Here is a 14,003-nt window from a genome sequence, read left to right as displayed (position 1 = left end):
GGTTCCAGGCACGTTAAGGAGCCGGCCGCGCGTCGTCTGGAAGCCCACAGGCTGAGCGGCCCGTCGCTATCGTGCCGATATGGATTCGATCGCGTTCCCCCGGTCCGGCATCCTGATCAACGGCGTTCGGCTGCTGGATCTGGTGCGCCAGGCCGAGCTGCCGTTCGCGACAAGGGAATGGCGGGAACGACGGGACGACTTCGGCCCCGAGGAAGGTCCCGAGGATCTGGCCGGTGCCTATACCGGCCTGCTCGCAGACTATTACTGGCCGAGCCGCCATTTCCTGGGGGAGCCGAAGGACGAGCCCCGGGGTATCAGGGAAGACGGCGAGACCATGCTGCTCACCTGTTCGGGGTGCGGCATGGCCGACTGCTGGTCACTTCTGGCGCGGATCGAGGTGGCGGACGGCACCGTGCGGTGGTCGGGTTTCCGCAACTCGCACCGTGACTGGGACCTGTCCGCCGTGGGCTCCTTCCTTTTCTCCCGAACCCAATACGAGGAAGCCCTTCGCCGCGGCGACACCGTCCGGTCACAGTCGTGAGGTGTCGAACATGGCCCGCACCGTTGTGCCTGCGGGGGTGCGGCTGAGGGTGAAGACGCCGCCGAGTTCCTCGGCTCGTTCGCGCATCGAGTCAAGACCGAGTCCACCCGCTCCCTGAGACGGCGGACCGGTTCGGGCGGACGGCCCGGTACCGTAATCGGCCACGGTCAGCGTCACGGTGCCCAGCGCGGCGTGGACGGTGACCTCCGCGTGCGATGCCGTGCTGTGCCGGATCGTGTTGGTGAGCGCCTCCGCGGCGATCCGGTAGACCGCCGCCTCGATGGCCGCCGGTAGAGCGGGCAGCGGATCGGGTTGGAGGTGCAGAGTGATCGTCGGGCCGTCCGTACCGAGCCGTTGCGCGAGGTCGCCCATGGCATCGGCGAGCCCTCGTTCGGCCAGGACGGCCGGGGTCATGTCGTGGGTGATCCGGCGGATCTCGTCGACCGCGTCCGTCAGGTGCGCGGCGGATCGTCCGAGCAGCGGGGCCAGCCGGGGCTCGGCCGCCGCGAGATTGTCCAGGCCGAGCCGGGTCGCGGCCAGCAGCGGTCCCAGTCCGTCGTGCAGGTCGCGGTGCAGCCGGCGCCGTTCGGCCTCGCGTGCCAGGACGAGCCGTTCCCTGGCCGCCTGGAGCTCCTGGCGCAACCGGAGCCCGGCGACGGCGGGCGCGCCCTGGTCGGCCAGCATCGTGAGAACGTGCCGGTCCCGGTCGTCCAGGTCGGTGTCCCCGGCCCTCGGCGCGACCCGCAGACGTCCGATCACCTTGCCCTCGTACCGCATCGGTACGGAAAGGGCCGGGGTGCCCGCACCGGCGCGGGCCAGCGTCCGGTCACCCGAACGGGTCGTCACCACGATCTCGGCGGCGGGCAGCCCGAGGTCGTCGACGATGCTCCGGCTCAGCGCGTCCGGCACCTGGTCGGGTCCGGGGACGCGGCTCAGCCTCTCGGCCAGCCCCCTGACCGCCTCGTGCGGCAGCGCCCCCCGCCCGTAGAAGAACCGGTCCACCGCGCGCGCCGTACGGTCGACGACCGGCCGGACGACCAGCCCGGCCAGCAGCGCCGCCACCGTCATCACCAGCGTGACCGCACGGTCGTCGGCGGAGACGAGCAGCGCGAGGGCGGCGGCGCCGGCGGACACCAGCATGATCAGCGCCGTGCACAGCAGCACCGTGCTCGTGACCCGCCGCGCGGGACGCCGGAGCCGCCACATCCGATCCCGGGTCACGAACCAGACGAGCGTCGCGCCCCACGCGAGGGAGGTCGAAGAGTGGACGACGAGATCCGCCTGAGCCGGCAACGGCACGAACCAGCCGATCTCCCTACCAGCCATCGCCAGGGGATAGACCGACGCCAGCACCGCGAGACGGAATCGCAGCGCTCCGGATGCCCTACGGCAACGGACCAGCAGCAGTCCCGTGCAGAAGAGCATGGTCGCCCGCGGGATGAGGCTCGTCGCCATGGCCAGGGCACGCAGGTCTTGCGTGAAACCGACCACCAACAAGGTGTAGTGGCTGGCATAGCAGAAAAACGTGCAGGTGACCAGCGACCTTGGTAGCAGTCCCAGGAGCCGGCCGGTCGGGAGCCAGAGCGGTGCGGCCGTCAGGATCGTGAGATGGGCGCCTCGCAGCACGTCCACCACCGCGACGGGTCCCAAGGTCCGCAAACTGATCGCGCCGGACTCGTCGAACGGGACCGATTCGCCCAACGGCCCGGCCATCCACGGGCCGCAGCCGCCGAGCAACAGCGCCCATCCCAGACTTCCCGCGCCTTTCTGAGCGATGATCAGGAATCCGCACACCGCGCACGCGAAGCCGGCGATCAGGTCGAAGTCGAACGGGGCGGTCAAGGACAGGAAGGCGTCGTGCCCGTCCGGGGGTGACATCGGGAACCGGAGCCCGCTCAACCATCCGCACAGGATGCCCAGGCAGACCAGGAGGCAGGCGGTGGCCCAGGCCAGCATGGTCTCGTCCCGGTGAAGTCGCGCCAGTGCGCCCATGAGCTCCCCGCAGCCACCTACAGCGACACTTCCACCACCATAAGTGATGGCCCGGCTCGTCTGAGGCGTTCGCCTCAGGACGCGGTTGGTGCGACCGGCTCATGTGCCTGGGCTGTGGGGCGCCCGATGGTGAAGCCACAGGGCCTCACCGGGAGGCCCGTCCACCACAAGGAGATCCAATGCAGCGCATCACGGGCATGCTCGTGGCGGGTGTGGCGTCCGTCTTCTTCGCGGCCATGGCGCCGCAGACGTCCGCCGCGCCCGTTGTCCAGGGCGGCAAGGATGGGGTGTGCGACAACGGGGAGTTCTGCCTCTACACCCAGACAGGCCAGCACGGCAGCGTCGTCGACCGCCGGGCCTACGAGACGGACCTGTCCACCACGCACGTCCGCAACGGGGCCGCCTCGTGGAGAAACCTCACCGGAGTCGACTGGATGCTGTTCGACGGCGTCCGCTGCACCGGCAACACGTACCGGCTGCACGTCGCGGACGGCAACGCGCACGACATCCACCCGTCCTGGCGGAAGAGGATCAAGTCGATCGCCCGCGTGGACCGGACGGGCGCCTGCCGGAACGGCTGATCGCCCGCCCCGAGGGTGGGGTGTCACGCGCCGGACACCCCACCCTCACTCCAGGTATCCATCCGACTGCGCGATGGCAGACTGAACCGGTGACCGAACCAGATCCCATGGTGCGCGTGCTCGTCGTCGACGACCATCCGCTCTTCCGTGACGGCCTGGCCGCCGCAGTGGACCTGGATCCGCGCTGTGAACTGGTCGGGGAGGCGTCCACCGCCGACGAGGCGATCGCCGCAGTCCAGGCGGGGGAGCCCGATGTCGTCCTGACGGACCTCGGCCTCCCCGGCCGCTCGGGGGTCGAGGCGACCCGCCGGATCGTCGCGGACCGTCCCGGAACGCGGGTCCTGGTGGTCACGATGTCGGAGGACGACGGCAGCCTGCTGGCGGCGATGCGGGCGGGCGCCCGCGGCTACGTCCTGAAAGGCGCCCACCGTGGCGAGCTCATGCACGCCCTGCACACCGTGGCGCAGGGCGGCGCGGTCTTCAGCCCGCGGATGGCCGAGCGCCTTGCCGACCTTCTCCAGGACCTGGTCACCGTCCCCGCCACGCGGGCGTTCCCGTCGCTGACCCCGCGCGAACGAGAAGTACTGGACCTGCTGGCGCGGGGGCTGAGCTACCGGCAGATCGCCCAACGGCTGGTGCTGTCGGACAAGACGATCCGCAACCATGTCGGCTCGGTGTTCACCAAGCTCCAGGTGAACGACCGCGCCGCCGCCATCGTCCGAGCCCGCGACGCCGGCCTCGGCACGACGTACGAGAACACCGGCTCACCACCCCTCGGCGCCGGCTGAGCTGATGGGCGAGCGGGCGGTACGGCTCGCATCCTGAGATCATCGCGGTGTTACCGCGCGTTGATGGTGATGTGCGGCGCCCTCCCCGGTGGCACGAGGCCGCTCTTCGATCGCTGCCTGTCGTGGGTGGGTGCACGGCATCCTGACACCCGACCGCTGGGGTGTGAGCACGTGGGGCCGCTCCGACGTACGAATCCGCGTGGTCGGATCGCCCAGAGGCAAGAAAGGAATCGTCATCCATTGCTTGGATGACGGATTGACCTCGGCTTCCACACACGTCATCGCGGCGGACCGTAACGAACGCATCGAGGTGCGCCCGTGGACCCTGCTCCAGATCAACGGGGACGGCGGCACCGGCCGCTGGCACCTGCGCCCCGGCCGATGACGCCGAGGCGCGACAGGCCGCCCACGATGGCCACAACCTGCCATTTCCGGCACCAGATCGGAGCGGCCGGCGTCCTGTCATGACAGGGAGGCTCGATGGGTGCGTGGAGCAAATGGATGACGGCCCTTGAAGACCGTCACAGGAAGCGCTTCGCCGCCGCTTCGGAGCAGCCGGCGCCTCGGACGGTGAACTTCCCGTGGGGCATGACGGTGCTCTGCGCCGTGGTGGCCGCGTTCTTCGCCGCCCTCGCGCTCATCACCGCCAACGTCGAGCGTGGCCTTGCGCGCGGGGGCGTCGAGACGGGCGGCGTCGTGGTCCGCGGATACACCTCGAACAAGACCAAGTACTGGGACGTGGCCTTCACCACGCCAGATGGCAGACGCCATGTGGCATCCATCAAGTCGGACCATTGGCACGACGAACCGGACGGGGTCGGCTCCAGGGTCCGCATCGAGTACCCCGAGTCCGATCCGGGCGGCATCGTGGAGCAGGCAGGCCGGACGACCGCGGACAGGGTGGCGGTCCCGGTCATCTGCTCGATCGCCTCCGTGATCTTTCTGCTCTGCGCCTATGGCACCCGTCCCACAAAGCCCCGCGCGAGCCGCCACTGATCCCGCCGCGGGCGGCGGTAGGGCTGCCAGGACCGATCCGCGCTTGGATGATGTCCTATGATCGCGGCCCTGAGTGATCAGGGGGCGGCGCGACTTCGTGGGGAGCGAGAGTGCGGGCGTACGGATTCACTGCGGTCGGCGGGCCGGAGAACGAGACCTTCCTCGATGTCCCGGTGCCCACTCCCGGTGCGGGCGAGTTGCTCGTCCGGGTGCGTGCCGCGGGGGTGAACCCCGGCGACTGGCGGCTCCGCGAGGGCGCCTACGGAACGGCCGGCCCCGCTGTGCTGGGGCGCGAGGTGGCCGGGACCGTCACCGCCGTCGGACCGGAGGTGACAGGGTTCGCGGTCGGTGACGAGGTGTTCGGCGGCTGCCCGGGAATGGTCGGTGGCTGGGCGGAGCAGGCGCTGGTCACCGCGTCATTCGCGGCGCATCGGCCCGAGGCCGTGACTCCGGAGGCGGCCGCGGTCCTGCCGGTGGCGGCGGGCACCGCGTACGACGTGCTGGAGAACCTCGCGCTGCCCGCGGGGGCGACGTTGCTGGTCAATGGTGCGGGTGGCGGCGTGGGGATCCCCATCACGCAGCTCGCGCGGGCCCGGGGGCTCAAGGTCGTAGGGGTGGCGAGCCCGGCCAAGCACGACCTCGTCGCCGGGTTCGGCGCGATCCCGGTGGCCTACGGGGAGGGGGTCCTGGACCGCGTGCGCGCCGCCGCGCCGGACGGGGTGGACGCCGTTTTCGACCTCGTCGGCGGCGATGCCCTGAGCACCGTCGCGACTCTGGTCGCGGACCGGTCGGCGCTGCTGTCGGTGGCCGACCGGCCGCTGGCCCATGAACTGGGCGGCCGGACGGTCGAGCGGGACCGCAGCACCGCCGTCCTGGAGAAACTCGCCGACCTGGTCGCAGCGGGAAGGCTGGATCCCTACGTCACGCAGGTCCGGCCGGTCGACGAGGCCGGTGAGGCGCTCGCCGAGGTCCAGGAGGGCCACGTCGTAGGCAAGATCGTCCTCGTCCCCAACCCGTCGGGCGCGCAGGCGTGAGATTCGCCCGGCTGTCGTGACGACGTGGCCGCCGGAGTGAGCGGCTGCTCGCGCTTTTGTCCGTCCTCTGCATGTTCCGCGAACGAGGCGCCAAGGTTAGGGGGAGTGGCGCTGTATCGACGGCCACTTCTCGTGGAGAGGCATCGGGATGCTGGTGGAACATCGCGGCCGGAGGCCGGTCGTTCCGGATTCGGCGTATGTGGCGCCCTCGGCGGTGTTGTGCGGCGCGGTCGTGCTGGGCGAGGGTGCCCGGGTGCTGCATGGGGCTGTGCTCACCGCCGAGGATGGCGAGGTCCGCACCGGCACGAACGTGGTGGTGATGGAGAACGCGCTGGTGCGTGGACGGGCGGGTCATCCGGCGGTGCTCGGGGACGCGGTACTGGTAGGTCCGCATGCGCACGTCAACGGGGCGACCATCGAGGATGAGGTCTTCGTGGCCACTGGGGTGTCGGTGTTCCCCGGCGCGGTCGCGGGTGCCCGTTCGGAGTTGCGTATCAACAGTGTGCTTCACGTCAACTCGCGGCTCGCCCCGGAGACGGTCGTACCGATCGGATGGATCGCGGTCGGAGACCCGGCCGAGCTGTTCTCTCCCGATCGGCACGACGATTTGTGGGAAGTGCAGCGTGGCCTGGATTTCCCGGGCACCGTGTACGGGGTTCCACGCGGCACCGCGATGCGCGACATCATGACCCGCCAGGTCGATTTCTACGGTGAGCACAGGAACGACCGCATCATCGACTGAGCGGGGAGCGCCGGGTCAGGTGCGGACGGCCTGGGCCAGGAAGCGGTGTGGCGGGTCGTCGTAGCCGTCCAGCCGCCAGCCGGTGCGCGACAGCAGCGCGGACAGCGGTCCCCGCTCAAGCGGGTCATCGGGACGCGGGGTGCGGCCGTGGCGGGCGAGCTGGACGGCGCGTCCGGACGGGTGGAAGATGATCAGCCGCCCGCCGGGCCGGGTGACACGGGCCAGTTCGCCGATCCCGCCGGCCAGGTGCGGGAGGTGGTTGATGAGACCGGCGGCGAAGACGGCATGGACCGAGCCGTCGACCAAGGGCAGGTGGCAGGCGTCGGCCAAGAGCAAAACGGCATCTTCGGCGCGTCCGCTGCGCTGGGCGACGTGCAACATCTGCGGGGTCAGGTCCACGCCGATCACCTGACCGGAAGGCCCGACGGCAGCACGCAGTGCGGGTAGCGCACGGCCGGTGCCGCAGCCGACATCCAAGGCGATACCTCCGGGCGGGATGCCCGATTCGTCGATCGCGGCCGCATAGGCGGGCATGTCGTCGCCGTACTTGCCGTCCCAGGTGGCGGCGCGGCGGGCGAAGAACGCCCGGCTTTCGGTGACATACCAGCGGCTGCGCCCGGCCAGCGGCAGCGCGACATGCCGGATCACCGGCCAGTCCGGGTCGTGCAGGTCGACCACGACATGCGCCCGTAGTTCCTCGTCGTCGCGCGACGTGCCGCCGGTGTGACGACCCGACAGCCAGATCACCACCTGCGACCCTTCGGAGGACGACCGCGAGCGTCCGGCGGCGACCGTGACCGTCCCTTCCGCGGTGCCCGGATGGGCGTCCACGCCGTCAACGCGCAGGCACGGGCGCCCGGCGGCGGACAGGACGGCGGCGAGCCCATCGGCGACCATGGCGGTATCCCCGCCGTCTCCATCGATCCGGCACGCGGCACCGGACGGGATCATCCCCGCCAGCGCCTCCAGGACCTCCTGCCAGCGCTCCGACGCGATGCCGGCCGGTGTCCCGCCATGCTTGCTCTCGGCCACGGGCACCATGATGCATTCACTAGATAAAAGACGCCAGAAAAGCCGAATCTGCGAGGCCAAATCGATCATTCACCTTGCATTTGCAGTATGAACCATTGCCGGGTCCGGCCCTGCCGCCGAGACGTGGAACGCCGACCGCGCCGGTCGATCGGGTCGCCGGAACGACACCGCCGCACTCCCCTGATACATATGCGAGGTGGACAGTGCCACAACGACGGGCAAGGGGCGTTCACCCCGGATGTGACGGCTCCGGTGGGCTTGCGCAGATGCAAGCCGATTCCCTCCAGTCGAGCGCAGATGCCTCACTGGATGGCCTTGGAGCATGGATTTTGCGAGAGTATGGTGAGAAACGTGGCGGAGTACCGGATCAACGAGGTCGCGGCCGTGCTGGGAGTCAGTCCCGACACCGTGCGCCGCTGGGTCGACGCCGACCGGCTGCCCGCGCGCCGTGACCAGGCCGGACGGCGCGTGGTCGAGGGCGCGGACCTGGCCGCCTTCGCCCGCGCCAGGATCGCCGACGGCGAGGCCGAACACACCGCCGCGACCTCCTCGGCGCGCAACCGCCTGCGCGGCATCGTCACCGAGGTCGTACGCGACCGCGTCATGGCCCAGGTGGAGATCACCACCGGCCCCTACCGGCTGGTGTCGCTGATGAGCAGGGAGGCGGCGGACCAGCTCGACCTCGAGGTCGGTGTGCTCGCCGAAGCGGTCATCAAGTCCACCAACGTCGTGGTCGAACGCACCACTCCCCATCGACCTGGCGCAACCTGAGCCCGACCCCCAAGGAGCCCGTCGTGTCGTTCAAACGCCTGATCACCGCCCTCCTGGGCCTCGCCCTGGCCACCACGGCCGTCGTCGGCTGTGGGGACACCGACGACGGCGCCACAAGTGGGGGCACCAAGACGGTGACGGTGTTCGCCGCCGCGTCGCTGACCGAGACCTTCACCACGCTGGGGAAGACCTTCGAGCAGTCCCACCCGGGGGTGAAGGTCCGCTTCAACTTCGGCGGCAGTTCTGCCCTCGCCCAGCAGATCACCCAGGGCGCTCCGGTCGATGTGTTCGCCTCGGCCAGCCCCGCGACCATGAAGACCGTCACCGACGCCAACCTGGCCGATGGGCGACCACAGACCTTCGTCCGCAACCGGCTCCAGATCGCCACCCCCGCCGGCAATCCCGGAAAGGTCACCGCGCTCAAGGACCTGGCCGATCCCGACCTCAAGGTCGTGCTGTGCGCCGAACAGGTCCCCTGCGGCGCCGCCGCGAAGAAGGCCCTCGCCGCCGCCGATCTGACCGTCAAGCCCGCGTCCCTGGAACAGGACGTCAAGAGCGCTCTCAACAAGGTCACCCTGGGCGAGGCCGACGCCGCCCTGGTCTACCGCACCGACGTCAAGGCCGCCGGCGCCAAGGTCGTCGGCATCGACTTCCCCGAGTCCGCCCAGGCCATCAACGACTACCCCATCGTCACCCTGAGCAAGGCGCCGCAACCCGACCTGGCCAAGCAGTTCCTCCAGCTCGTCCTGTCACCCCAGGGCAAGGGCGTACTCACCGCAGCAGGCTTCGACGCCCCCTGAACGGTTAGTGGCGTTCACTGTGTTCACTGTGGCGGAAGCGCGCCTTCGGCCGCAGTCCGCGCAAGCAGTTCCCTGCGGAGCCGGTCGCGGGTGCGTTCCAGCGCCTCGCTCAGGCGTACCGTGCCGGTCTCCGGACTCCGGAGCCGGGTGAACGCATCGGGCAGAGCGGCGAGGTCGGCCGCGCATCGCTCACGGGCCGTGTCCAGCGGCTCGGCGGGTGACGTACGGCGTCCGGCCCGCATCGCCGGGACGAGCAGCGGTTGCGTGCCCGGTGGTGCGGGCTCGTCCCGCAACGCGACGATGTCGCCGTCCGGACCGCGGTACACCTGCTTGGCGCACGGTGCCGTCGCCTTCCCCGTGGACAGCTTCATGACCGGCCTGTCCTCGAAGGCGACCAGCTTGTAGGCGCTGTCGAGGTGGGGCGCGTCGGCGGACACCCCCATCTTGGTGCCGACGCCGTAGATGTCGATCGGTGCCCCGGCTGCGGTGAGCTCGGCGATGCGGTACTCGTCGAGCCCTCCGCTGGCCACGATCCGGGCTTCGGTCATGCCCGCCTCGTCCAGCAGGCGGCGGGACTGGACGGACAGCTCGTACAGGTCCCCGGAGTCGAGCCGGACGCCGGCGAGCGGGCCGAGCCCGGCCCGGCGGGCGGTGCGGATCGCCGTGCGGACGCCGTCGAGGGTGTCATAGGTGTCGACCAGCAGCGTGGTGCGGTCGGGGAAGTCGGTGCCGAACGCGGTGAAGGCCGCCTCCTCGTCCTGGAACGCCTCGATGTAGGAGTGGGCCATGGTGCCCACGGCCGGGATGCCGTACCGGCGGGCGGCCTCGGCGTTGCTGGTGCCGGAGAACCCGGCGATGTGGGAGGCCCTGGCGACGGCCATCCCGGCGTCGATGCCCTGGGTCCGTCGGAAGGCGAAGTCGATGACCTGGGCCCCGCCCGCCGCCCGCACGCATCGCGCGGCCTTGGTGGCGATCGTGGTGTTGAAGGTGATGTGGTTGAGCAGGGCGGTCTCGACGAGCTGGGCCTCGGTGATGGGCGCGGTCACCTCCAGCAGGGGCTCCCCCGCGAACACCACGCGGCCCTCAGGGACGGCCCACACGTCCCCGGTGAAACGCAGTTCCTCCAGCGCCCGGAGTGTCGAGGCGTCGAAACGTTGTTGCTCTTCGAGGTAGGACAGGTCGTCCTGGGAGAAACGGTAGTCCTCCAGGAAGCTCAGGCAGTCCTCCAGGCCGCAGGCGAGGAGGAAGCCGCGATCGGGTGGCAGGCGGCGGACGAACAGGCTGAAGGTGGCCGGGCCGGTCATGCCGCGGCGAAGGTAGCTCGCCGCCATCGTCAGCTCGTACAGATCGGTCAGCAGTCCGCTGGTCATGGTGCTCGTACCTCGCCGTCGTCTCCTGGATTCAGGTACATGCCCAACTACTGAGCGTCTCCACGGGCGAGGCGAGCCTGATTGGGTTCGCTACCGAGGGTAAGGGTCGATAGTCCGGCGGTGCGGGTCCCGGGCAGGGGGGAGAACGGGCATGAGCACCACGAATGCCGAGCCGACCGGCGTCGTCGTCGGCTATGACGGCTCCGACGCCGGTGCGCGGGCCCTCCGCTGGGCCGCGGAAGAGGCCGCGGCCCGTGGGATCCCCGTCACCGTGACGCATGTGTGGGAGTTCAACTTCGGCGCGTCGCTGGGCATGCCCATCGTGGATCTGCGGACCGTGGCGCAGGAGATCCTGGAGGAGGGCGTGGAGCGTCTCCGCGACGCGGCGCCCGGCCTTGAGGTGCGCTCCGACCTGGAACGGGGGTCGGCGGCCGCCAAGCTGATCGAGCTGAGCGGCCGGGCCGAGATGATCGTCCTCGGTTCCCGTGGCCTGGGCGGGTTCGCCGGTCTGGTGCTGGGCTCGGTGAGCGCCCAGGTGGCCGCGCATGCCGGCTGCCCGGTGGTGGTGCTCCGCGGCGAGCCCGACGCCGGGGCGGGGGAGGAACGGGGCCGTGTGGTGGTCGGTGTGGACGGCTCGGCCGCTGCACGAGCCGCCCTGGAGATGGCCTTCACCGAGGCCGAGGTCCATCGGGTCCCGTTGACCGCGATCGTCGCCTGGAGCCCCTCACCCCAGGTCGCGCTGCCGCCACTGGTCGATCAGAACGAGCTAGGCGAGCTGGCCGAGACGCGGCTGGCCCGGCTGCTGGCACCGTTGCGGGAGCGCCATCCCGAAGTGGGGGACGTGCGTACGAGGGTCGTGACCGGTGTTCCACATGAGGTGCTGCTGGAGGCGTCTCCGGGTGCCCGCCTGCTCGTCGTCGGCTCACGCGGGCTGGGCGGGATCCGTGGCCTCATGCTCGGATCGGTCAGCCACGCCCTGCTCCACAACGCGGACTGCCCCGTGGCGGTCGTCCACGGGCCCGAAGAACCGGCCGGTTCCTAGGGGCCGCCGTTCCGGTGGCGCTTGTCGCGGACGTAGATGACGGACGGTTTCCCCTCGCCGGGGCTGCGGCGGTCCAGCGCGAACAGGCTCGTCGCGGCCATCAGGTCGCTGAGCTTGGTGTAGCCGTAGGTGCGGGAGTCGAAGTCCGGTTGTTGTTTGGTGATGATGTGGCCGACCGAGGCCAGCGGGGCCCAGCCGTCATCGTCCGAGGCGGCCTCCACGGCGTTGCGGAGCTGGCGCACCAGCGCGGTGTCGGCCTTGAGTTTGGCGGCCTGGCGGGCGGGCGCCGGCGCCCCACCGTCGGGCGCGGTGAGGTTCTCGATGTAGATGAACTTGTCGCACGCCGCCACGAACGGCTTGGGCGTCTTGTGCTCGCCGAACCCGTAGACGGTCAGGCCGGACTCGCGGATCCGCGCGGCCAGGCGGGTGAAGTCGCTGTCGCTGGAGACGATGCAGAACCCGTCGAAACGCTCCGAGTACAGCAGGTCCATCGCGTCGATGACCATCGCCGCGTCGGTGGCGTTCTTGCCGAAGGTGTAGGCGAACTGCTGGATCGGCTGGATGGACTGGGCCAGCAGATGGTCCTTCCAGCCTTTGAGCCCGGTGCCGGTCCAGTCTCCGTAGGCGCGTTTGACGTGGGCGGTTCCGTACTTGGCGACCTCGGCCAGCAGCCCCTCGATGATCGTGGGACGGGTGTTGTCGGCGTCGATGAGCACGGCGAGCCTGGTGGAGTTGTCGCTGACCATGCTGGGTCCCTCGTTCCGGGGCTGGGGGCAGGGGTGAAGGGCACCGGGCCTGGTACGGCCCGGTGCCCGGATGGCGCGACCCACGCGGGGCGGCCGCTATTTCTCGATGGGAACCCGCTTGGGCTCCTTCTGGGTGTCCTGTGGCATCGGAACCCGCACCGTCAGGACGCCTTTGTCGTAGGACGCCTTGATGTCCTCGGCCTTGACCTTGGCGGGCAGTACCAGGGACCGGTCGAAGGAACCGTAACGGAACTCCGAGCGGCGGGGTTCCTTCGTCTCCTCGCGCCTTTCGGCGTGAATGTGCAGCACGTCCTCGGACACGGTGATCTCGACGTCCTTGTCGGGGTCCATGCCGGGAAGCTCGGCGCGGATGACGTAGGTGCCGTTCTCGGAGTAGTCCTCGACCCGGATGGCCTGGCTGAAGCCGGGACGTGCCGAGTCCAGCCAGTCGAACAGATCAGGGAACAGATGCCTCGGCTCCCAGCGTTCCAGGACACTCATCGTGACCCCCCTCTATGCGATTCCACGTGGGAGGTCCCTTCCCGTGGCATCCACGGAGTAACGCCGGGCCGATCCCGGGGCGGGGGCTATCCCTGTGACGGCGCGGTCAGCAGGTCGTAGCCGATCACGGGTCCGTTCTGGCAGGCGAAGAGGGGGTGGCCCTTGTCCCTGACCCGGCAGTTGCCGCATCGCCCGTTGGTGCACCGGATGAGCCGATGGGTGGCGAGCTGGATCCGTCCCGCCGGTACGCCGTGCCGGACCAGCGCCTCGGCGGTCGCGTTCATCATGGGGAGAGGACCGGCGAGCAGCGCCACGCCGGCCTCCGGGGAGAAGTCCAGTCGGCGGGCGGCCTCGGTCATCGCGACATCGCCGCCGGAGACGACCGTGACGTCCGCTCCGTGCAGGGCCCACCGGTTCAGGTCGGCGCGGGACGAGGCCACCGGAGGGGTGCGCCCGCCCACCCAGATCCGCAGGCCGGCGTGCCGGGGGTGGGAGGCGACCAGTTGGTCCACCGCCGATCTCAGCAGTCCCAGCCGGGACTCCCAGGCGACGCACAGCACCGTCCGGCCGGCCGCGATCTCCAGGTCCCAGCCGCTGCCGAACGGGCCGCGCACCATGACGCGCTCGCCCACCTGGGCCGGTGGGGGCCCGCACGGCACCCGTACCGTGGTGAGCTCCAGCGGACCCTCGGGCGCGTGGGCGCCCACCACCGGCAGGCGCATGCCGGTGGCCGTACGGAGGACCCAGTACTGCCCCGGAAGGGCCGCGACGGCGGGCTCGGCATGACCGGTGTGACCGTGGTCAGGGCGCAGCGTGAGCGTCATCTCGCCCGGTGCCGCGGATCGGCGGGACACGACCTCGTACGCGCGCCCCGCCATCGCCCATGACCGGTACCGCTCGTCACCGGGCATCGCTCGCCTCCTCATCGCGGGACCACCCCACACGGCCACGCACACGACCGGAGCCACCTTGCCCGTCGCACAGATCTCCGGCCAGGGCCGAAGGTCCCTTTTCCGGGTGCGAGGCCCCTGGCTTGATCGGTACCCCGCCACACCCCGGTCCAGCCT

General features: G+C 70.4%; 16 protein-coding genes. 10 read left to right on the top strand and 6 right to left on the bottom strand.

Going from position 1 to position 14,003, the window contains the following annotated elements; genetic code table 11:
• Positions 1–79: 79 nt before the first annotated feature.
• Entirely contained in the window at positions 80–541 is a 462-nt protein-coding gene (locus tag QSK21_RS20025; RefSeq protein WP_285697857.1) for a hypothetical protein, read from the top strand.
• On the opposite strand, the gene QSK21_RS20020 is transcribed toward QSK21_RS20025, so the two are convergent.
• Positions 530–2,533, bottom strand: coding sequence for a sensor histidine kinase (locus QSK21_RS20020; RefSeq protein ID WP_285697854.1), 2,004 nt, complete (start codon positions 2,531–2,533; stop codon positions 530–532). The two genes, QSK21_RS20025 and QSK21_RS20020, sit on opposite strands and share 12 nt — an antisense overlap.
• Before the next feature lie 179 nt (positions 2,534–2,712).
• On the opposite strand from QSK21_RS20020, the gene QSK21_RS20015 reads away from it, so the two are divergent.
• From QSK21_RS20015 to QSK21_RS19990, 6 genes are all read left to right on the top strand, one after another.
• Positions 2,713–3,114 carry a peptidase inhibitor family I36 protein gene (locus QSK21_RS20015; protein WP_285697852.1) on the top strand — a complete coding sequence of 134 codons (402 nt, stop codon included), beginning with the start codon at positions 2,713–2,715 and terminating at the stop codon, positions 3,112–3,114.
• A gap of 89 nt (positions 3,115–3,203) precedes the next feature.
• Entirely contained in the window at positions 3,204–3,902 is a 699-nt protein-coding gene (locus QSK21_RS20010; RefSeq protein WP_285697851.1) for a response regulator, read from the top strand.
• A 130-nt stretch (positions 3,903–4,032) separates the two neighbouring features.
• A complete protein-coding gene (locus QSK21_RS20005; RefSeq protein WP_285697848.1) occupies positions 4,033–4,287 on the top strand; it encodes a hypothetical protein in 255 nt (84 codons plus the stop codon).
• Between the two features lie 116 nt (positions 4,288–4,403).
• Positions 4,404–4,898 (top strand): hypothetical protein, encoded by a 495-nt coding sequence (locus QSK21_RS20000; protein ID WP_285697846.1) that lies wholly within the window; start codon positions 4,404–4,406, stop codon positions 4,896–4,898.
• A gap of 110 nt (positions 4,899–5,008) precedes the next feature.
• The gene (locus QSK21_RS19995; RefSeq protein ID WP_285697845.1) at positions 5,009–5,932 is read left to right on the top strand and encodes an NADP-dependent oxidoreductase; all 924 of its coding nucleotides are present in this window, start codon (positions 5,009–5,011) and stop codon (positions 5,930–5,932) included.
• A 148-nt stretch (positions 5,933–6,080) separates the two neighbouring features.
• On the top strand, positions 6,081–6,674 hold the full coding sequence (locus QSK21_RS19990) for a gamma carbonic anhydrase family protein (protein WP_285697843.1): 594 nt from the start codon (positions 6,081–6,083) through the stop codon (positions 6,672–6,674).
• Positions 6,675–6,689: 15 nt separating this feature from the next.
• On the opposite strand, the gene QSK21_RS19985 is transcribed toward QSK21_RS19990, so the two are convergent.
• A complete protein-coding gene (locus QSK21_RS19985) occupies positions 6,690–7,706 on the bottom strand; it encodes a class I SAM-dependent methyltransferase (protein WP_285697840.1) in 1,017 nt (338 codons plus the stop codon).
• Between the two features lie 351 nt (positions 7,707–8,057).
• On the opposite strand from QSK21_RS19985, the gene QSK21_RS19980 reads away from it, so the two are divergent.
• On the top strand, positions 8,058–8,477 hold the full coding sequence (locus QSK21_RS19980; protein WP_285697839.1) for a TOBE domain-containing protein: 420 nt from the start codon (positions 8,058–8,060) through the stop codon (positions 8,475–8,477).
• A 23-nt stretch (positions 8,478–8,500) separates the two neighbouring features.
• Complete coding sequence (modA, locus tag QSK21_RS19975; protein ID WP_285697838.1) at positions 8,501–9,277, top strand: molybdate ABC transporter substrate-binding protein; 777 nt, start codon at positions 8,501–8,503, stop codon at positions 9,275–9,277.
• A 23-nt stretch (positions 9,278–9,300) separates the two neighbouring features.
• Here the strand turns inward: modA and QSK21_RS19970 are convergent, their stop codons facing one another.
• On the bottom strand, positions 9,301–10,647 hold the full coding sequence (locus QSK21_RS19970; protein WP_285697836.1) for a nicotinate phosphoribosyltransferase: 1,347 nt from the start codon (positions 10,645–10,647) through the stop codon (positions 9,301–9,303).
• A gap of 151 nt (positions 10,648–10,798) precedes the next feature.
• Here QSK21_RS19970 and QSK21_RS19965 point away from each other — a divergent pair, with 151 nt between their 5' ends.
• Positions 10,799–11,689 carry a universal stress protein gene (locus QSK21_RS19965; protein ID WP_285697833.1) on the top strand — a complete coding sequence of 297 codons (891 nt, stop codon included), beginning with the start codon at positions 10,799–10,801 and terminating at the stop codon, positions 11,687–11,689.
• Here QSK21_RS19965 and QSK21_RS19960 read toward each other — a convergent pair.
• From QSK21_RS19960 to QSK21_RS19950, 3 genes are all read right to left on the bottom strand, one after another.
• Positions 11,686–12,435, bottom strand: coding sequence for an NYN domain-containing protein (locus tag QSK21_RS19960; RefSeq protein ID WP_285697831.1), 750 nt, complete (start codon positions 12,433–12,435; stop codon positions 11,686–11,688). The genes QSK21_RS19965 and QSK21_RS19960 overlap by 4 nt on opposite strands.
• A 96-nt stretch (positions 12,436–12,531) precedes the next feature.
• Positions 12,532–12,936 carry an Hsp20/alpha crystallin family protein gene (locus QSK21_RS19955; RefSeq protein WP_285697829.1) on the bottom strand — a complete coding sequence of 135 codons (405 nt, stop codon included), beginning with the start codon at positions 12,934–12,936 and terminating at the stop codon, positions 12,532–12,534.
• Positions 12,937–13,022: 86 nt separating this feature from the next.
• Complete coding sequence (locus QSK21_RS19950; protein WP_285697828.1) at positions 13,023–13,847, bottom strand: iron-sulfur cluster-binding protein; 825 nt, start codon at positions 13,845–13,847, stop codon at positions 13,023–13,025.
• Positions 13,848–14,003: the final 156 nt, after the last annotated feature.

Source organism: Actinomadura sp. NBRC 104412 (assembly GCF_030269515.1).
Lineage (GTDB): Bacteria > Actinomycetota > Actinomycetes > Streptosporangiales > Streptosporangiaceae > Spirillospora.
The sequence above is the reverse complement of the archived record's forward strand: the minus strand, read 5'-3'. Positions and strand labels throughout refer to the sequence as shown.

Bases quoted from the DNA above. Each gene is read 5' to 3' on its own strand.
- QSK21_RS20000 (WP_285697846.1), top strand. From the start codon at position 4,404: ATGACGGCCCTTGAAGACCGTCACAGGAAGCGCTTCGCCGCCGCTTCG.
- QSK21_RS20015 (WP_285697852.1), top strand. From the start codon at position 2,713: ATGCAGCGCATCACGGGCATGCTCGTGGCGGGTGTGGCGTCCGTCTTC.
- QSK21_RS19990 (WP_285697843.1), top strand. From the start codon at position 6,081: ATGCTGGTGGAACATCGCGGCCGGAGGCCGGTCGTTCCGGATTCGGCG.
- QSK21_RS19970 (WP_285697836.1), bottom strand. From the start codon at position 10,647: ATGACCAGCGGACTGCTGACCGATCTGTACGAGCTGACGATGGCGGCG.
- QSK21_RS19955 (WP_285697829.1), bottom strand. From the start codon at position 12,936: ATGAGTGTCCTGGAACGCTGGGAGCCGAGGCATCTGTTCCCTGATCTG.
- QSK21_RS19950 (WP_285697828.1), bottom strand. From the start codon at position 13,847: ATGCCCGGTGACGAGCGGTACCGGTCATGGGCGATGGCGGGGCGCGCG.
- QSK21_RS19960 (WP_285697831.1), bottom strand. From the start codon at position 12,435: ATGGTCAGCGACAACTCCACCAGGCTCGCCGTGCTCATCGACGCCGAC.
- QSK21_RS20020 (WP_285697854.1), bottom strand. From the start codon at position 2,533: ATGGGCGCACTGGCGCGACTTCACCGGGACGAGACCATGCTGGCCTGG.
- QSK21_RS20025 (WP_285697857.1), top strand. From the start codon at position 80: ATGGATTCGATCGCGTTCCCCCGGTCCGGCATCCTGATCAACGGCGTT.
- QSK21_RS19965 (WP_285697833.1), top strand. From the start codon at position 10,799: ATGAGCACCACGAATGCCGAGCCGACCGGCGTCGTCGTCGGCTATGAC.